4 protein-coding genes are annotated in these 21,447 nt (G+C 56.3%); 3 read left to right on the top strand and 1 reads right to left on the bottom strand.

Going from position 1 to position 21,447, the window contains the following annotated elements:
- Positions 1-17 precede the first annotated feature (17 nt).
- Positions 18-1,172: a methionine adenosyltransferase gene (gene metK, locus AC6I8K_RS15360; protein WP_064738614.1), complete on the bottom strand. Its 1,155-nt coding sequence runs from the start codon at positions 1,170-1,172 to the stop codon at positions 18-20.
- A gap of 793 nt (positions 1,173-1,965) precedes the next feature.
- Between metK and speA the strand changes: the two genes are divergently transcribed.
- From speA to AC6I8K_RS15345, 3 genes are all read left to right on the top strand, one after another.
- Entirely contained in the window at positions 1,966-3,945 is a 1,980-nt protein-coding gene (gene speA / locus AC6I8K_RS15355; RefSeq protein ID WP_064738615.1) for a biosynthetic arginine decarboxylase, read from the top strand.
- A gap of 713 nt (positions 3,946-4,658) precedes the next feature.
- The gene (locus AC6I8K_RS15350) at positions 4,659-5,348 is read left to right on the top strand and encodes an EAL domain-containing protein (RefSeq protein WP_497827006.1); all 690 of its coding nucleotides are present in this window, start codon (positions 4,659-4,661) and stop codon (positions 5,346-5,348) included.
- 306 nt (positions 5,349-5,654) lie between these two features.
- Positions 5,655-21,377 carry an Ig-like domain-containing protein gene (locus tag AC6I8K_RS15345; protein WP_497827005.1) on the top strand — a complete coding sequence of 5,241 codons (15,723 nt, stop codon included), beginning with the start codon at positions 5,655-5,657 and terminating at the stop codon, positions 21,375-21,377.
- The last annotated feature ends 70 nt before the right edge of the window (positions 21,378-21,447 follow it).

The raw sequence follows: 21,447 nt of genomic DNA, 5'->3' as shown, positions 1-21,447 counted from the left end.
CGATAGCGCTTCTGGGCTTATTTCAAACCAGCCGCTTCACGCAGCTGTGCAGCTTTATCAGTCTGCTCCCACGGGAAGTGCTCACGACCAAAGTGACCGTATGCTGCGGTCTCTTTATAGATCGGTTTCAGCAGATCCATCATCTGAATCAGACCGTAAGGACGCAGGTCGAAGAACTCGCGTACCAGCAACGTTAGCTGCTCGGTGGAGACTTTCTCAGTACCGAAAGTTTCAACCATGATAGACGTTGGCTCAGCCACACCGATGGCGTAAGAAACCTGGATTTCGCAACGGTCAGCCAGGCCAGCGGCTACGATGTTTTTTGCCACATAACGCGCAGCGTAAGCGGCAGAACGGTCAACTTTAGACGGGTCTTTACCAGAGAATGCGCCGCCACCGTGACGTGCCATGCCGCCGTAGGTATCAACGATGATTTTACGACCGGTCAGGCCGCAGTCGCCCATTGGGCCACCGATAACAAAACGACCAGTTGGGTTGATGTGATATTTGGTGCTGGCGTTGATCCACTCAGTTGGCAGAACCGGCTTAATGATCTCTTCCATTACGGCTTCACGCAGATCCGCCTGTGAGATCTCTTCAGAATGCTGCGTTGACAGCACAACCGCATCAATACCGACAATTTTGCCATCATCGTACTGGAAGGTGATCTGGCTTTTCGCATCCGGACGCAGCCACGGCAATGAACCGCTTTTACGCACTTCAGCCTGACGCTGCACCAGACGGTGCGCGTAGGTGACTGGCGCGGGCATCAGCACATCGGTTTCGTTGCTGGCGTAGCCGAACATCAGGCCCTGATCGCCCGCGCCTTGCTCCAGCGGATCGGTACGGTCAACGCCCTGGTTGATGTCTGGAGATTGCTTACCAATCGCGCTCAGAACTGCGCAAGAGTTGGCATCAAAGCCCATATCGGAATGGACATAGCCGATTTCACGTACGGTATTACGGGTGATCTCTTCGATATCAACCCATGCGCTGGTGGTGATTTCACCGCCAACCAGCACCATACCGGTCTTCACGTAAGTTTCGCAGGCCACACGTGCTTTGGGATCCTGTTCAAGGATTGCGTCCAGCACGGCATCGGAAATTTGGTCAGCGATTTTATCAGGATGTCCTTCTGATACGGACTCAGATGTAAAAAGGTGTTTAGCCATTCTGTTCTTTACCTTAAAAATGGTTTGAATACGACTGCATAGCGCAAGCAGGACAAGGCCGACTCGACGCCACTTCAGGCAAAGCCGCAAGCAGTAGGAGGCGAGAGCTTTTTCTCACACCGCCTGGATGTTAATCAGTTTAGATGGAAAACCATCTGGACGGCTATTCTAGGTTACTCAGTGAGCACTTTTCCAGTGCTTTTTCCGATCCCGCATTTTCCGCAACATTGTAAGTGGAATAATTTCCTGACACCGCGCGCAGTTAGCTGACAAAGATTTTGCAATTTACCCCGGGTGGCTGTATAAAACGCCGCTGCTGTCGACCACAGCGAAAAAGGATGACGCCGCCGTGCGTCGCGCCGTCAGATGCCCTTTAATCTGACCTTCACCCAAGCCGTTTCTCGCATGCTTTAAGCAGGCGATGGAGGTGATTAAAGTAATGAACCACTCTTTATCTCTTTTTGGTTCACTGCGCTGTTTTGGCGCGCTGGCACTCCTCTCCCACTCCAGGTCCGTTCTTTTCTCCTGTCGAAGTTCTGTTCGTTGCGGTAATCAGCCCGACACGAGCGCCGGTTAACATTTCTCTGCACCTATTACTGCATTCCGCTGTCTATAAATCGTGGAAGTCTAAGGCTATTCGCCCCGACTTCGGCGCGGTGTTTTACACTTACAGTCAGCATTGCACGTTGCAACCTTACAGAGGCAGCAAGCAGGATGAGGCAATTTTTACCTGGCGTCACAATGACAAAACTCGGTAACAAATTCATATTTCAACGGAAAATTGAGGTTCGCGATGTCTGACGACATGAAGAATATCAAGGGTTCGTCAGCTGGCGAACAAGGTGTACTCCGCTCCATGCAGGAGGTGGCAATGAACGATCAGGAAGCAAGCAGAATGCTGCGTACCTACAATATTGCCTGGTGGGGTAATAACTATTACGACGTCAACGAGCTGGGGCACATCAGCGTGTGTCCCGATCCGGATCAGCCGGACGTGCGCGTTGACCTGGCGAAACTGGTGAAAGAGCGCGAAGCCGACGGTCAGCGTCTGCCTGCGCTGTTCTGCTTCCCGCAGATTCTCCAGCATCGTCTGCGCTCGATTAACGCCGCTTTCAAACGCGCGCGTGAATCTTACGGCTATAAAGGTGACTACTTCCTGGTTTACCCGATCAAGGTTAACCAGCATAAGCGCGTAATTGAGTCACTGGTCAACTCTGGCGAACCGTTGGGCTTAGAAGCCGGTTCGAAAGCTGAGCTGATGGCGGTACTGGCACACGCCGGTAAAACCCGTTCGGTCATCGTCTGTAACGGCTACAAAGATCGTGAATACATTCGTCTGGCGCTGATCGGTGAAAAGCTCGGTCATAAAGTGTATCTGGTGATCGAGAAGATGACCGAGGTGCGTCTGGTGCTGGAAGAAGCGGAGCGTCTCAACGTGATTCCGCGTCTGGGTATCCGTGCGCGTCTGGCGTCGCAGGGCTCAGGCAAGTGGCAATCGAGCGGCGGCGAGAAGTCCAAATTCGGCCTGGCGGCATCGCAGGTGTTGCAGCTGGTTGACATCATGCGCAAAGCGGGCCGTCTTGATAGCCTGCAACTGCTGCACTTCCATCTCGGTTCGCAGATGTCCAACATCCGCGATATCGCTACCGGCGTGCGTGAGTCAGCGCGTTTCTACGTTGAGCTGGCAAAGCTGGGCGTTAACATCAAATGTTTCGATGTCGGCGGCGGTTTAGGTGTGGATTATGAAGGCACGCGCTCGCAGTCCGATTGCTCGGTCAACTACGGTCTGAACGAATACGCCAATAACGTGATTTGGGCGATTGGCGACGCCTGTGAAGAGAATGGCCTGGAACATCCAACGGTGATCACCGAATCGGGTCGTGCGGTTACTGCGCACCACACCGTGTTGGTGTCCAACATCATTGGTGTTGAACGCAACGAGTTCAGCACGCCGGTCGCGCCGGATGTAGATTCACCGCGTCCCATTCAGAGCCTGTGGGATACGTGGCAGGAGATGCACGAACCTGACGTGCGTCGTTCGCTGCGCGAATGGCTGCACGATAGCCAAATGGATCTGTTCGATATCCACACCGGCTATTCGTCTGGGACTTACGATCTTGGTCAGCGCGCCTGGGCCGAGCAGCTTTACCTCAGCATCTGCCACTATATTCAGCAGCACCTCGATCCCAGCAACCGCGCACATCGCCCGATCATTGATGAACTGCAGGAACGTATGGCGGATAAGATTTACGTCAACTTCTCGCTGTTCCAGTCGATGCCGGATGCGTGGGGCATCGATCAGCTGTTCCCGGTGTTGCCGCTGGAAGGGCTGAATAAAATGCCGAAGCGTCGCGCGGTATTGCTCGACATCACCTGTGACTCCGATGGCACCATCGATCACTATGTCGATGGCGATGGCATTGCCACCACCATGCCGATGCCGGAATACGATATCGACAATCCTCCCATGCTCGGCTTCTTCATGGTGGGTGCGTATCAGGAAATCCTCGGCAACATGCACAACCTGTTCGGTGATACTGAAGCGGTAGATGTATTTGCGTTCCCGGATGGCAGCGTGGAAGTGCAACTGTCGGATGAGGGCGATACCGTGGCGGATATGCTGGAGTACGTACAGCTTAATCCCAACGATCTGATGACGCTGTTCCGCGATCAGGTGACCCAGCAGACCGACATTGCGGAAGATCTGCGTGCGCAGTTCCTCGCAGAATTCGAGAGCGGCCTGTACGGTTATACCTATTTAGAAGATGAGTAATTAACCTCGCTCAAACCGAGTCCGTAAGGGCTCGGTTTTCTCTTTTCCTGCTATTTTCGCGCCCAACGCTAAGGTTTTACTTTTATTTGTGAAGACGATCACTCTTAGCTTATTTGTAACCTTCCACTAAACCCCCTGATTTAAATCCTCTGCGCTATCTCATTCTTTTTTCTTAGAAAGCGAATCGGCAGCAAGACTTATTTTCTTAATACCCTCACATTACGTAATGGATTATCAGCGATTTAGCAGCCTTTCTGTTATGTATTTCCTGCAATGTATAATCAAAATTTAAACATTAAGGTTTGAATAATCACTATAGAAAACTTTATTTATTGGAGTCATTTGGAATCATAGATTCCAAATGAATTATTGAGTAATTTGAGTTAGGGATAAAAAGCAATCAATAGCGATTAAAATTTTATTGTTATATTTCATTTGGTTCGATGTTTCTTAATCTGTCAAGGCTGGTACTAAGTTAAATTTAGCTAAGAATTTTCCGTGTTTTTTATGAAGTTTAAAGAAATTTACTTACGTTATCGATTGGTTTAAACGATTGAAGTTGCCAATACTCCTTACTGAAATCTATTTTTCAAATTGTAAGTTGTACGTTAACCTCCAGTTAAGATATTAAGTTTTATCAATGATTACCTTACTTCTTACATGAGAAATCCTGACAGTTTAACGCTATCAGGCAGTTGCAGTAAGGAGGCGAAATGAGCAATCAACCGAAGACGAGCTTCTTGTTGGAGCCGGTTTATGATTTATCCGGCCAGGTGATTGCCAGGGAGTTATTAACGCGTCTTGCAGTTGATGCGGATATCAATAATAAGCATAACCCTAATAGGGATGTAGGGTTCTTCAGTCAGCTTTCTGCTGACGTTAAATGGCAGTTATTCCTCCACCAGATCGAAAAACTTATTCAGCTATACCAGAAAGGGTTCGACCAGATTGTCAGTATCAATGTTGATAGAGATATCGTAACCAGCATTTTTAAAGATGCTGAAATACAAGAAAAATTGTCTCGGCTGACGCTGTTGCGTCTGGAAATATCAGCATTCTTCTCTGCGCGATTTAACAGCGCCGATCTGTTGATTTTAAAAGGTGTCGCGAAAGTGACGCCCGCCCCTTTATGGCTCGATGACTTTGGACCGGGTTATTCCAACCTGACCATGCTCGATAGCGGAATATTTGAAATCGTCAAGATTGACAAAGATTTTTTTTGGAAATTTGGCGACGGTCGCACCTTTGACATTCTGCTCGACCATCTCAACGAATTATGCAACGGCGTTATCGTTGAGGGTGTTGAAAATCAACAACAGGTAGATCTGCTGTCACGTAAAGCAATTTATGGCATGCAGGGCTATTTTTGGCAGAGTGCCTATCTTGATGATTTTATAGCGTAATCCTGAAAAAAATTAGGTTGGTTCTCTCCCTCGGGGATAAAAATATGTCAAAGACCGGACTCCAGACATTTCACGTGTTTTGTGCCCGGCCGATTGAGAATAAAACACGCTTACCCGTGGTTATTTTGAGAAATAAAACCAATCAGTTATCAGGATGGCGGCTCAATGAAACTCAACGCGATTTCATCCTAAGCCTGTATGAGATCGCTCCAGAGAAGAAGTGAATAATCATTGTGATTATTCACTGTAAAAGCCGGTATCTGTAGATGCCGGGCGTGAATATGGAAACCGCGGGATCTCAATAACATGAATAATATCTCAGTAACCCCCAAAGGTGGGACCATTGCTTCTGAGCTGAGTGGTAATCAAGTTAATTTAACCGCTCCTAGTGTAGTGAAGTTGCATCTTAATCAATCTGATATTAAGTCTTTCACACGCAATGGTAATGATTTAGTCGTCACCACAAAGTCTGGTGAAGTTGTTGTTATTCATAATTTTTACAGTCCGAACGGCGATAGCGATCTGGTTCTGCAGGACGATCGCGGCGCGATGTGGTGGGTAGAAGATCCCGGCACTGAAGGTTTCCATTACGTCTCAATCGATAGCACCGAAGGTCTGTTAGCGGAAAACACCACCAATGACGGCACCATTGCCGCCTTCGGTATCGGTGGTGCGGCCTTGGCCGGTATTGGTGCGTTGGTTGCCGGTTCTGGCGGCGGTGGTGGTGGCGGTGGCGGAACAACCACCCCGGGTGACGATAATGGGGGTAACCCCACGAATCCGACCGACCCTACTACCCCAACCAATCCTTCAAATCCCGGAGGAGACGACACCTCGCCGCCAACGGCCATCAGCGATCTGGTCATTAATGATGCCGTTGGGCCCTATCAGGGCGCAATCAACGCGGGTTCTATCACTGATGACAACGCGCCAACGCTCAGCGGCACTGCAGAAGCCGGTGCCATTGTCAGTATTTACGATGGCACCACGCTGCTGGGTACGGTAACCGTGGGTGCAGATGGGCGCTGGAGCTTTACCACGCCTGCGCTGGCGGATGGGCAACATAGCCTGACGGCCACCGTCACCGATGCGGCGGGTAACACCAGCGCTGCCACCAATCCGGTGGATTTCACCGTGGATACCGTGGCACCTGTCGCTGCCACAGGCTTGTCGCTGAGCGATAATTCCGGCGGTAATACAGGCTCGGTACCCAATGGTGCCTCTACCGATGACAACACGCCAACACTCAGTGGTAGTGGTGAAGTCGGCGCTATTATCAGCGTGTATGACGGGCAAACGCTGCTCGGCACGGCAATTGTGGATGCCAATGGCGCCTGGAGTTTCACGACACCGGCGTTGGCCAACGGTAATCACAGCCTCACTGTTACGCAGACCGACGTGGCGGGTAATGTCGGCCCTGCGTCTGAAGCCTATGGGGTGAATATTCAAGCCGGTATTCCGCCCGCTACCACGTCACTCGAGATCACCGATGATTCCGGCAACACGCTGGTTCAGCTCAGCAACGGCGCCAGCACGCAAGACACCACGCCGACCCTGAGTGGTTTGGCAACGGCGGGCGCGCTGATCACCCTCTACAACGGGACCACGGTGCTGGGCAGCGTGGTTGCAGGCAGCGATGGTCAGTGGACCTTTACCCCGGCCGCGCTGGTTGACGGCACATATGCGCTACAGGCTTCAGTCACTGACACCTCCGGCAATGTTACTCAAACGCCAATTATCACCATCACGATCGATACCGTCGCACCGGCTGAGGCCGCGAGTGTGATCCTGAATGATAACGACGGCGGTGTCCTGCAACCGATCGCCTCAGGGGGCGCGACCAACAATGTCACGCCAGTGCTGAGTGGTACGGCTGAACCGGGCAGCACCGTCACGGTCCGTGATGGCGATACCGTGCTGGGTACGGCCACCGTTGGCAGCAACGGTGCCTGGAACTTTACCTCACCCACGCTGGCTGAAGGCGGCCACAGCCTTACGACCACGGTGACCGATGCTGCGGGCAACGAAGGGCCAGCATCCAGCCCAATTACCTTCACTGTGGACACCCAGGCGCCCCAGCCTGCCAGCAATCTGCTGGTCAACGATGACACCAGCGGTGCCAATAGCCCGATAACGGCGGGGGCGACCACCAGCGATAGCACGCCGACCCTCACCGGTAGCGGCGAGGTGAACGCAATCGTCAAAATTTATGATGGGCAAACGCTGATTGGCAGCGTTACCGTCGGTAATGATGGCACCTGGAGCTTTACCACCCCGGCGTTGAATAACGGCGCTCATGCACTGACCGTCACCGTAACCGATGCGGCGGGCAACGTGAGCGACGCCTCGGCCGAATTTGGGTTTACTGTGGAGGCCGGTGTTCCACCCACCACCAGCTTGCTGGAGATCACCGATGACACCGGCAGTACGCTGCGCGTGCTGCCGGATGGTTCCAGCACCCAGGATGATACTCCCACCCTCAGCGGTCTGGCATCGGCGGGGGCGACCGTCGAGTTATACAACGGCACCACGCTGCTGGGCACCGCAATTGCAGGGGCGGATGGACAATGGAACTTTACTCCAGACTCACCTTTGGACGACGGCACTTACGCCTTCCGTGCGACCTCCACCGACGCCAATGGCATCACTACGGATTCGGCCACCCTCAACATCACTATCGACCATGTCGCGCCTGCTGCGGCAACCGACCTGCAGCTGAGCAACAACAGCGGTAGCACCGTGGTACCGATTGAGCCGGGAGGAACCACCAACGACAGCTCACCAAGCTTAAGCGGCACCGCCGAACCGGGCAGTACCGTTACGATACTGGATGGCACCAATGTGTTGGGGACCACGACAGTAGACAGCAACGGCAGCTGGCGTTTCACCTCACCCACGCTGAGTGAGGGCGCACACAGCCTCACCACCACCGTCACCGATCCCGCGGGTAACATCGGTCCGGCGTCGGACCCGATTACGTTGACCGTGGACACTACGCCGCCAGTCGCCGTCGCTGATTTAATCATCGCCGATAATGTGGGTGCTAACCAAGGGCCGCTGACTTCCGGTGATATTACCGACGACCGTACGCCTACCCTGAGCGGTACCGGCGAACCAAATGCCACTATCAGCGTGTATGACGGCACTACGCTGCTGGGTATTACCAGTGTGGGAACGAACGGATCCTGGAGTTTCACCACGCCAACACTGAGCAATGGCCAGCACAGCTTCACCGTCACCGCAACGGATACGGCGGGTAACGTCGGTCCTGCAACGCCGCCAGTGATTGTTAACGTTAATGCCGATGTTCCGCCCGCCACGGCTTCACTGGAAGTCACCGATGAAAATGGTAACACCGTTGGACAGCTTACTGACGGTGCCAGCACCAACAATGACAGCCCGTTATTAACCGGTCTGGCTGGCGCAGGTAACCTTATCACCCTGTATGACGGTGACACGCTGCTTGGCAGCACAACTGCCGACACCAATGGGCAGTGGATTTTCTATGTCCGCAACCTGGCCAACGGCGCGCATGCTTTACACGGCACCATCACGGATGCCAATGGAAACGTCACGGATACCGCAACCGTCAATATCATCGTTGATACCGTGGTACCGGATGCGGCGAGCGCGATTGAACTCACCAATGATGCTGGCAACATCACCCAGCCGATAACAGCCGGCAGCGCCAGCAATGATGCCACGCCAGTGCTAAGCGGTAGCGCAGAGGCGGGGAGCACGGTCACCATCTTTGATGGCACCACCGTGTTGGGTAGCATAACGGTGGGCAGCGATGGCAACTGGAGCTTCACCACGCCAACGCTGGCTGATGGCAATCACAGCCTGACCACCACCGTAACCGATGCGGCGGGTAACGTCAGTCTGGCTACAGCACCGATTGCTTTCAGCGTGGATACCACCGCGCCAGCGGCAGTGACAGGGCTAGTCGTAACGGATAACGTCGGCAGCAGCACTGGCGTGCTGACTTCGGGTACCACCACCGATGACAGCACACCCACGCTAACGGGCAGTGCCGAAGCAGGATCGGTGGTGCGTGTTTATGATGGCACCACGCTACTGGGTTCGGCGGCGGTGGGTAATGACGGTAGCTGGAGTTTCACGCCAGATGCCGCGCTGACCAACGGGCTCCACAGTCTGACCACCACCGTAACCGATGCGGCAGGCAATGTAAGCGCGCCTTCGCCGGCCTTTAACCTCAATGTCGATGCCGGTGTTCCGACCACCAACAGCCTGATCGTCGTAACCGATGACAGCGGCAGCACGTTAGTGGAACTGGAAAACAATGCCAGCACGCACGATACCACGCCGATCCTAAGCGGGCAGGCGGGGGCTGGCGATCTGATTACGCTGTACAACGGGGACACGGTGATTGGCAGCGTCGTTGCGGGAAGTGATGGTCAGTGGAACTTCACGCCAGCCGCATTGACGGATGCCACCTACGCCTTCCATGCAACGGCCACCAACGCCACCACGGGCGAGATTACCGATTCGCCAACCATCAACATCACGGTTGATACCTCGATCCCTGACGCGCCTGGTGATGTTGGGGTAACTGATGGCTCAGGCGTTCCGATTCCAGAAGGCAGCAGCACTAATAACAACACGCCAACGCTGAGCGGCAACGGCGAGGTGGGCAGTACGGTCACCATTTCTGATGGCACCACCGTGCTCGGCACCACTACGGTGGGCGACAACGGTAGCTGGAGTTACACCACGCCACCGCTGAGCGATGGCGATCACAGCCTGACATCAACCGTCACCGATCCGGCTGGCAACACCGGCCCGGCGTCAACGCCGATTACACTGACCGTCGATACTCTACCGCCAGCAGCGGCAGGTAATGTGCAATTTAGCAGTGATGACGGCACACCCATTGCTGCGGGCAGCAGTACCAGCGATACCACGCCAACCCTCAGCGGCACCGCCGAACCGGGCAGCACCGTGACAGTTAGCGACGGTACTGCCGTGCTGGGTACGGCTATTACGGGCACCGATGGTAACTGGAGCTACACGCCAACCGATCCGCTCAGTGAAGGGACGCACAATCTCACCACCACCGTCACCGATACGGCTGGCAACGTTGGCCCGTCGTCGTCGGCGGTGATTGTCATTGTGGATATTACGCCACCGGCCGTAGCGACCGGTTTGCAACTCAGTAATGACAGCACCGGCACGCTGGTGCCAGTGACCGAAGGCGGAACGACTAACGATGTGACACCCGTGTTGAGTGGCCGCGCGGAACCGGGCAGCATCGTGACCATTTCTGACAACAATGTCGAGCTGGGTACGGCTATCGTGGGCAACGACGGTAACTGGAGCTTTACCTCACCGACACTGGAGGCAGGTGCACACAGTCTGACCACCACCGTAACCGACACGGCAGGAAACACCGGTGATCCGTCTGCGCCTCTGACCTTCAACATTGATGTCACTATACCGGACGCACCCACCAATCTGGCGCTGAACAACGATGCGGGCGGAGCGGCGGTGCCGATCAATTCGGGTGATGCCTCCAACGACAACACGCCGGTATTGAGCGGCAGTGCACCTGAAGGCAGCATTATTACTGTCTCCGACGGCGGCACTGTGCTCGGCACCGTCACTGTTGGCAGCGGTGGAGACTGGAGCTTTACCACGCCGGAACTGAACGAGGGCAGCCACAGCCTGACGGCCACCGTGACGAGTCCAGCGGGTAACACCAGTGCGCCGACGGCACCGATTGTCGTGGTAGTGGATACCGTGGCACCGGATGCGGCAGGCAATCTGCAGCTGAATAATGATTCTGGCGCCACCCCGGTGCCGATCGCTGCTGGTGACACCACCAATGACACCACGCCAGTGTTCAGTGGCAGCGCGGAAGCGGGTAGCCTGGTGATCGTTTCGGATAACGATACGCCAATTGGTTCGGTCATCGCAGGCAGTGATGGTAGCTGGAGCTTCACGCCTACCGATCCGCTTGATGATGGTTTCCATAGCCTCACCACCACCGTGACCGATCCGGCCGGCAACGTAGGTCAGGCTTCTAATCCGATTGAGTTCAACATCGATACCTCACTGCCTCCGGCCTCTGGCGGTATTGCACTCAACAACAATGAAGGCACCGATCTGCTGCCTATTGCGGCGGGCGGCGCAACGAACGACACCACACCAGTGCTGAGCGGGACGTCAGCGGTGGGCAACATCATCACTGTTCTGGATGGGACAAGCATACTCGGTACGGCGGTGGTAGGCGCTGATGGAACATGGAGTTTCACTACGCCAGCGCTGAGTCAGGGCGATCACAGTTTGACCACCACCGTCACCAATTCGGTGGGTAATGTGAGCGAACCTTCAATACCGCTCACGTTCACGGTGGACACGCAAGCGCCTGCTGTCGCGGGCGACTTGCAGTTCGCTAATGATGCCGGTACGCCAATCGCGGCGGGCGGCTCCACTAATGACACCACACCAACCCTGAGCGGCACCGCAGAAGCGGGCAGCACGGTAACGGTGACCGATGGCGCTACCGTGCTTGGTACGGCCATTACTAATGGCGAGGGCAACTGGAGCTTCACGCCGGCTGAGCCGCTGAGTGAAGGCAGCCATAGCCTGACCACCACCGTGACCGATCCGGCGGGCAACACCAGCGCGCCATCCACGGCGGTTATCGTCATCGTCGATACCAGCACACCGGGTGAAGTCGATAATCTGCAACTCAGCAATGACGCCAGCGGTGTGGCGGTACCGATTCCCACCAACGGTGCGACCAATGACACCACGCCAGTGCTGAGTGGCACAGCGGATGCCGGTAGTGTCATTACCATCCGTGACAACGGCGAAATAATTGGTAGCACCACCGTTGGCACCAACGGTAACTGGAGCTTCACGCCGGATCCTGCTCTGCAGGAGGGCGATCACAGCCTGACGGCGGCGGTGACCGATCCGGCAGGCAATGTGGGGCCAGAATCAGGTGCGATTGTGTTCGAGGTGGATACCACCGCGCCAGATGCTATCGCTGATTTGGCTGCAACCAACAACGCCGGTGAACCTATTACCGGTCTGACCAATGATACAACGCCTTCACTGGCGGGCTCGGCAGAACCGGGTAGTCTGGTCACCATTTATGATGGTGAGACGCCAATCGGTTCGGTGCAGGCCAGCGCGATTGATGGTAGCTGGAGCTTTACGCCAGCCATAGCGTTGGGCGATGGACCCCATACCTTAAGCGCCACTGCCACCGATGCCGCGGGTAATGAAAGTCCGGCCAGTAACACGCTGACGATTAACATTGATACGGCGGTGCCTGACGCGCCTGATTTTGTGTTGAACAACAACAACCAGACACCGGCTATTCCGGTTACCGATGGCGCTTCAACCAACGACAGCACTCCCGTTCTGAGCGGCACGGCGACGGCTAACAGCGTGATAACCATTTACGATGGCACAACGGCATTGGGTACCGCGAACACCGATGCACAGGGCAACTGGAGTTTCACCACCCCGGTGCTGTCTGATGCCAGCCATGCGCTGAGTATCACGGTGACCAATGAGGTGGGCAACGTCAGTCCAAACTCCGCCGCGCTCACCATTACAGTTGATACCGTCACGCCTGATGTCGTGAACGATCTGGTAGTGAACAATAACGATGGTACAACGCTGATACCGGTTGCTGAGGGTGGATTTACCAACGACACCACGCCGGAACTCACCGGTACTGCGGAACCTGGCGCGCTTGTTACCCTTTATGATGGGCAGGAAGCGATTGGCTCTGTGGTGGTGGGGGGCAATGGCAACTGGACCTATACCAGCACACTCGGGCAGGGAGAACATATCCTGAGCGTGACGGTTACCGACGCGGCGGGAAATACCAGCGCCAATTCGGATCCTGTGACCTTTACCGTTGACAGTGAAGCACCTGGCGTCGCGGCAGATGTTCAGCTGATTAATGTGGATACGCCGATCGAACCGGGTAGCACCATTAATAATAATCAACCGCAGTTGGCGGGCACCGCAGAGCCAAACAGCATTATTACTTTGCTGGACGGTACCACGGTGCTGGGAACGGTGACGGCAGACGATCAGGGCAACTGGAGCGTCTCACCCACCCTGACCGACGGCACGCACAATCTGAGCGTTACCGTCACCGATGCGGCGGGCAATACCAGTGGCGCTAGCGCCAGCATTGCCGTCACGATTGATACGATAGCGCCGGAAGCGGTCACCAATCTGACGTTAACCAACGATCTCACCAACGCAGACATTCCCAACGGTGGACTTACCAACGACAACACGCCAACGCTGAGCGGTGTGGCCGAAGTCGGCAGCATTATCACCATTTCCGAAGGAAACGCTGAACTCGGTTCTGTTCGCGTTGACAGTGAAGGGAACTGGAGCTTCACGCTAGAGAGTGCGCTGTTAGACGGCCTGCATACCCTGAGTGTCACCGCCACTGACGTTGCCGGTAATGTCAGTGCGCCAGCGATCATTGGCGTGGATGTGGATGCGACGGCACCGGAAGTGGCGGGCAATATCTCACTCACTAACGACATCAACAATCCACCAACCGCTATCACCAATGGCAGCACCACTGGCGACAACACACCGCTGCTGGCGGGTACTGCCGAAGCGGGTAGCCTGGTGAGGATCAGCGATAACGGTGTAGAAATTGGCAGTGTCACTGTTGGCGATGATGGTCAGTGGAGCTTTAACCTGCCGCTGTTGGGCAATGCCGATCATAGCCTGAGCGTCACGGTCACCGATGTGGCAGGCAACACCGGAGAAGCCAGCCCTCCGCTGACCTTCACCGTGGATGCTGAGATACCGGATCCGGCGACGCTGGTGGCGAACAATGACAGTAGCGGCAGCCCTGTCGCGATTACGGAAGGTGCCACCACCAATGACAACACCCCATTGCTGACCGGTACTGCCGAGGCGAATAGCCTGATCTCCATCTACGATGGCACAACGCTAATTGCTTCCACCACGGCAAATGTCGATGGCCTCTGGAGTATCAACACGCCAGTGCTCACCGACGGTTCGCATACGCTGACCGCGATCGTTACCGATGAACTGGGTAACGTTAGCCAGCCTTCCACCGGATTTACGGTGGTGGTGGATGCGACGGCACCTGAGCCGGTTAGCGATCTGCTATTGCAGAACGACAACAATGTTGATCTCCCTGTCACGATTGCCAATGGCGGCATTACCAATGACAACACGCCGGCACTCAGCGGTGCAGCTGAGGTTGGCGCTATTGTCACGGTTTACGATGGTAATTCGACAACGCCAATTGGATCGGCAGTCGTCGGGCAGGATGGCCGCTGGACGTTAAACACCGACACGCTGTCGAATGCGACGCATACGCTGAATATTACTGTCACGGATGACGCGGGTAATGTCAGCGCGACCTCCTCCGTCACCGTTACCGTGAATACCGTTGCACCCGATCCGGTGTCGAGCTTTGAGGTGTATAACAACGCCAACGCCACGCCAGTGGTGGTGGACAACAACGGCTTCTCGAACGACAGCACGCCTGAGTTGCGCGGAACCGGTGTGGCAGGCACCACCATTAACCTGATTCAGGATGGCGTGGTGATTGGTACCACCACGGTGGGCGAAAACGGCGAATGGCGCTTTGAAACCGCTAACCTGACCGATGGCAGCTATGCCTTCAGCGTGTCGGTCAACGATGCGGCAGGCAACACCAGCGAGCCAAGCGGGCCGATCACCATCACGGTAGATACCGTGGCGCCAGCGGCGATTGCGCTGGGCGATCTGGTGGTCAGCGATGATGTCGGCACGCCGGGTAATCTGTTACCGGGTGCCACCACTGACGACAGCACGCCGACGCTGAGTGGCAGCGCCGTGAATGGTGAAATCATCAGTGTGTATGATGGCACCACCTTGCTGGGTACCGCGGTTGCCGCCAACGGCAGCTGGAGCTTTACCCCTGGCCAACTGAGCAACGGTCCACATAGCTTCACCGTCACAGTTACCGATCAAGCCGGTAATATCGGTGATGCCAGCGAACCCTTTACGCTCAATATTGAGGCGGCTCTACCGCCAGCCAGCACCACGCTGGAGATCACCGACGATAGCGGCAGTACACTAGTGAGCCTGCAAGAGGGGGCCTTCACTAAAGACAGCACGCCAGTGATCAGCGGATTAGCCACGGCGGGTGAGATCATTACCGTTTACAACAATGGTGAGGTGCTTGGCAACGTCACGGCGGGGGACGGTGGGCAGTGGAGCCTGACGCCAGCGGCGCTGGATGAAGGAGTGCATGCCATCACCATCGCAGTCAATGGCGGTGCGCAATCCGATCCGTTCACCATCACCGTTGATACGTCGGTGCCTGCGGTGGCCACCAGTCTTCAGGCCAACAGCGACAGCAGCGGAATACAGGTACCGATTACTAACGGCATCAGCAACGACAGCACGCCAATACTGAACGGCTTGGCTGAAGCCAATGGACGCGTGACCATCTACGATGGCAACACCGTTATTGGTACCGCGATTGCCAACGGAACAGGAGAATGGAGCTTCAACTCGCCAACCCTTAGTCAGGGCGCACATGCACTGAGCGTGACGGTCACCGATGCGGCCGGTAACGTCAGCGATCGTTCTGCACCGCTGGCGCTGACAGTTGACTCAATAGCACCTAACGCCTCAACGCTGGTGATTACCAACGATGTCACCGGCGTCGCCGTGCCGAATGGCGGCACCACCAATGACAGCACGCCAACCCTGAGCGGCAGCGCCGAAGTCGGCAGCATCGTGACGATTAGCGATGGCAACGGGGAGTTAACCAGCCTAACGGTGGATGGCACGGGCAATTGGTCGTATACCACGGCGGAGTTGACGACAGGCAGCCATGCGCTGACCGTCACCGTCACTGATGCGGCGGGTAACGTGAGCGATATCACCAGCGCCACGGTGATTATTGATACCACCGCGCCGGCGGCCGTGACCGTGGCGGCGACGAATAACAACGGCAGCTCTGCGGTGCCGATTACGGAAGGCGGCAGAACCAACGACACCACGCCAGCGCTTTCAGGGACTGCCGAAGCGGGCAGCCTGGTCATTATCCGTGAAAACGGCACGGCGATTGGGTCGGTTACGGCGGGCAGCGCCGGCACCTGGAGCTTCACCACTGCCGCGTTGGCTGAAGGTACTCACACCTTCAGCATTACCGCGACGGATACCGCGGGCAACATCAGCACGCCTGTCACAAGCACGCTGATTGTCGATACCACCGCGCCAGTGGCGGTGACCAATCTGACGGTCACCAATGATGTCACCGGTGCCGTGATAGCAAACGGCGGTGCGACCAATGACACCACGCCAACGCTGAGCGGCACTGCCGAAGCCAACGGCATTGTTACCGTATATGAAAACAACACCGTGCTGGGTACGGCCATTGCTAACGCGGTGGGCGTGTGGAGCTTCCAGTCACCAACGCTGGCGAACGGTGCTCATCCGCTGAGCGTCACGGTAACGGACACCGCCGGCAACGTCGGTCCGCGTTCAGCAGTGACCAATGTGGTGATCGATACCGTGGCACCAACCGCCTCAACGCTGGTGGTGACTAATGATGCCAGTGCGGTCGTGCCGAACGGTGGGGCGACCAATGACACCACGCCAACGCTGAGTGGTTCAGCCGAAGCGGGTAGCATCGTCACTATTCGTGATGGCTTAACCATACTGGGTAGCTTGACGGTGGGAGAAACAGGCAACTGGAGCTACACCACAACGGCGCTAGTGGCGGGCATTTCACATCCGCTGAACGTCTTCGTGACGGATCCTGCCGGTAATCTCAGCGCCACTACCACCGCCAATATCACCATCGATACCACTGCGCCAGCCGCTGTGACGCTGGGGGCCGCTAATAACAACGGCAGTACGCCCGTGCCGATTGCGGCGGGTGGCACCACAAACGACAGTACGCCAGCGCTTTCCGGCACGGCCGAAGCGGGCAGCCTGGTGATTATTCGTGAGAACGGTGTGCCAATTGGGTCGGTCACTGCGGGCAGCAACGGCGCATGGAGCTTTACCACTGCAACGCTTGCTGACGGTTCCCATACCTTCAGCGTCACCGCGACGGATGCGGCCGGTAACGTCAGTACGCCCGTCACCACTACGCTGATTGTTGATACTACCGCGCCATTGGCGGTAACCAATCTGGTGATCACCAACGATGTCACGAATGCGGTAGTGCCGAACGGTGGTGCCACCAATGACAATACGCCAACGCTCAGTGGTAACACTGAAGCTAACGGCATTGTCACCGTTTACGAAGGGACCACCGTGCTGGGTACGGCTGTTGCTAACGCCCAGGGTGGGTGGAGCTTCGTGTCGCCAACGCTGGCGAACGGGTCACACGCGTTGAGTGTGACGGTAACGGATGCCGCCGGTAACGTTGGACCGCGTTCAGCGGAGGCGACCGTGGTGATTGATACCTTGGCACCAACTGCCTCAACGCTGGTGATCACCAATGACGTCACCAGCGCCGTCGTGCCGAATGGTGGTGCAACCAATGACACCACGCCAACCCTGAGCGGCTCGGCGGAAGCCGGCAGCATTGTGACCCTCCGCGATGGATCCTTGATACTGGGCAGCTTGACGGTAGGCGGTTCAGGCAACTGGACTTACACCACCAGCGCACTGAATCAGGGATCGCATCCGATCAGTGTCACGGTGACCGATGCGGCGGGTAACGTGAGCGGTACAACCACTGCAACGGTGATCATCGATACCACACCGCCAGCGGCAGTCACGCTGGCAGCGGCTAACAACAACGGCAGCAACACTGTGCCGATTGTCGAGGGCGGGCGTACCAACGACAGTACACCTGCGCTTTCCGGCACAGCTGAAGCGGGCAGTTTGGTCATTATCCGTGATAATGGTACGCCAATTGGTTCGGTAACCGCAGGCAGTAACGGGGCGTGGAGCTTCACCACCGCGACGCTGGCGGAGGGTGCACACACCTTCAGCGTCACCGCGACGGATGCGGCCGGTAACGTCAGTACGCCAGTCACCACCACGCTGATTGTTGATACCACCGCGCCGGTGGCGGTAACCAATCTGGTTGTCACCAACGACATCACCAACACCCCGGTGGCCAATGGCGCGTCCACTAACGACACGACGCCAACGCTGAGTGGTACCACCGAAGCCAACGGCATTGTTACCGTTTACGATAACAACACGGTGCTGGGTACCGCCGTTGCTGACGCCCAGGGCGTGTGGAGCTTTGTGTCGCCTACGCTGGCGAACGGCACCCATCCGCTGAGCGTCACGGTAACGGATGCCGCCGGTAACGTTGGACCGCGTTCAGCGGCGACCAGCGTGGTGATCGATACCGTGGCACCAACGGCCTCAACGCTGGTGATCACCAATGATGTCACCAATACCGTTGTGCCAAGCGGCGGCGCTACCAATGACACCACGCCAACCCTGAGCGGCACGGCGGAAGTGGGCAGCAGAGTGTCGATTTTCGACGGCGGCAATCTGTTGGGCACCGTAACAGTGGGTAGCGGCGGCACCTGGAGCTTCACCACCGCCGCGCTCACCCAAGGCACGCATCCTCTTAGCGTGTCGGTGACCGATGGCGCTGGCAACGTCAGCGGCACCACCTCGGCGTCGGTGATTATTGATACCGTGGCGCCGGCGGCGGTGACCAATCTTGTCGCGGCTAACAATAACGGCAGCACAGCGGTCACCATCCCGAATAACGGCATTACCAACGACAGTACGCCGCTCTTAACCGGTTCCGGAGAAGTAGGCGCACGCATCAGCGTCTACGACGGCGCGGTGCTGTTGGGCACGACCACGGTGGGCAGCAACGGCACCTGGAGCTTTATCTCCACGGCGTTAAATAATGGTCCACATACGCTGAACGTGACGGCCACCGATGCGGCGGGCAACGTTAGCCCAACCGTTTCGACGACGCTGACCATCGATAACGTGGCACCTGTCGCCAGTACGCTCACCATTACCGACGACGCCGGCAGCACGCCAGTAACGTTAGCCAATGGCGCGTACACGCGTGACACCACGCCAGTGCTGAGTGGGACCGCGGAAGTGGGCGCGATTGTGACCATTTTCGATGGCAGCAATGCGCTCGGCTCCGTGACGGTGGGGGCCGGCGGAGCCTGGACCTTCACCACTGCGGTGCTGGCAAACGGCGCACATCCGTTGAGCGTGACGGTCACCGATGCGGCGGGCAACGTTAGCCCGAATACTGCGGTTACGGTCAACGTGGATACGGTACCGCCTGCCGCAGTTAGCGCTCTGGCAATTGATAATGCCGGCAGCGTGGTGACAGGTAGCGGCGAAGTGGGCGCCACGGTGACGGTGCGTGATGCCAACGGTGCCTCAATCGGTACCGCGACGGTCGGCGCGGGTGGCACATGGTCGGTTAACCTGACTACCGCCCAGACTACGGGCGCAAGTTTGTCAGTTATTCAGACAGACCGTGCGGGTAACGTCTCATCCAGTGCGCCATTACTCGGGGCGATTCGTGTTGTTGCCAACAATGACACCAACGAGGTGGATTACAGCACCACGCAGGCGACGATTAACAATGGCACAACCAGCGTTTCACATGTGGCGCTCGCCAATGTGGGGCTGGGCAGCATACTGAACGCCAGTGTGCTGACCAACGGCAATGCCTATGTCTTTAACGTCGGAACAGATGACACGCGCACGGTAACGCTCAACGGTTCGGTTGCCGGTATCAGTTTGATCTCGACCTACTCAATGTATCTCTATGAGCAGCAGACCAACGGCACCTGGTTGTTGATCAACACGCGAGGCAATTATCTCTCTACCGGCTTGATTTCACTGGGTACGCAAACGGGCGCGAACGTGACCTATAGCAATTTGGGAACGGGCACTTATGCCGTTGTCATCGGTTCAAACGTTAGCGTTAGCCTGCTGCCCACCACCACTATCAGTACGGTGTCAGATTTCACCACGCTGGCGGTGACGGTAGCCGCAACCGTGACGGGTAACCTGCTGACTAACGACACCAGTTCTGTGGCGGGGACCATCCCGGCAAGTGCTGCCATCACCACCGTGTCGGGGAGTGCAGTGGCGGCTAACGGTAATACCGTGATCAACACCACCTATGGCACCTTAACCATCGACTCGCACGGTAACTACACCTATGCGCTGAAGGCGGGGCTGAATATCGATACCTTGCCAACAGCGGATACCTTCACCTACTCAGTGCGTGATGCCAGCGGTACGGTGACCTCGGCCAGTTTGACGGTGAATCTGCACAATGGGGCATCGGCGACCACGCTGCTGGCAGCAAACAGCCTGTTTGCTGAAACCACCAGCGGTGACCACGACGCCAGCGGTAGCATCTACGGTTCTGCCTCGGGGACGCACACTGGAACCTTGAGTATCACTAATGAACACGGTGATATCACCACGGTTAACAGCGTAGGCAGCACGTCGGTTGCCGGAGACTTCGGTGTGCTGAGTATTGCCGCCAATGGTAGCTACACCTATTCGCTGAATGCGGGAGTGGATGGACAATCCATCACGCATAAAGAGGTGTTCAGTTATACGCTGGCGGCGAACGATGGCACCATCACCACGCAGTCGTTCACCATTGAGTTACATCCAACCATCACAGGCACAGCGGGGGCTGACACCCTTAGCGGGGGTGCCTACGACGACACCATCACCAGCGGTGCCGGCGCAGATACGTTGGTGTATCACTTACTGGCGACTGCTGATGCCACCGGCGGGAACGGTCACGATACCTGGACCGACTTCAATGTTGCGCAAGGCGACAAAATTGATGTCAGTAACTTGCTTATCGGCTGGAATGATTCCACAAGTAATATTAATGATTTCGTGAAAGTGGATCATACTTCAGAAGGTAATACGGTGCTCTCAATTGACCGTGATGGTACCGGTACGGGTTACAGCGCGACTCAATTGATTACGCTGGAAGGCGTCAACGTTTCTCTGGAGGAGTTGCTGCAACAACCGCACCAAAACCACACGGCGTAATCGCTATGTGATGCAGGGATGCAGTTAGGGCACAGGGATGTGCCCCTTTCTCTTTATTGACTGGTGGACT

The sequence above is a fragment of the Pantoea sp. X-Soil-ISGK-421 genome, from assembly GCF_059730785.1.
Note: the sequence above shows the minus strand (reverse complement) of the source record. Positions and strands in the feature narration are given on the sequence as shown.

What these genes read in the sequence shown, in the direction of transcription:
- metK (WP_064738614.1), bottom strand. Translation starts at nt 1,172, where the DNA reads ATGGCTAAACACCTTTTTACATCTGAGTCCGTATCAGAAGGACATCCT.
- speA (WP_064738615.1), top strand. Translation starts at nt 1,966, where the DNA reads ATGTCTGACGACATGAAGAATATCAAGGGTTCGTCAGCTGGCGAACAA.
- AC6I8K_RS15350 (WP_497827006.1), top strand. Translation starts at nt 4,659, where the DNA reads ATGAGCAATCAACCGAAGACGAGCTTCTTGTTGGAGCCGGTTTATGAT.
- AC6I8K_RS15345 (WP_497827005.1), top strand. Translation starts at nt 5,655, where the DNA reads ATGAATAATATCTCAGTAACCCCCAAAGGTGGGACCATTGCTTCTGAG.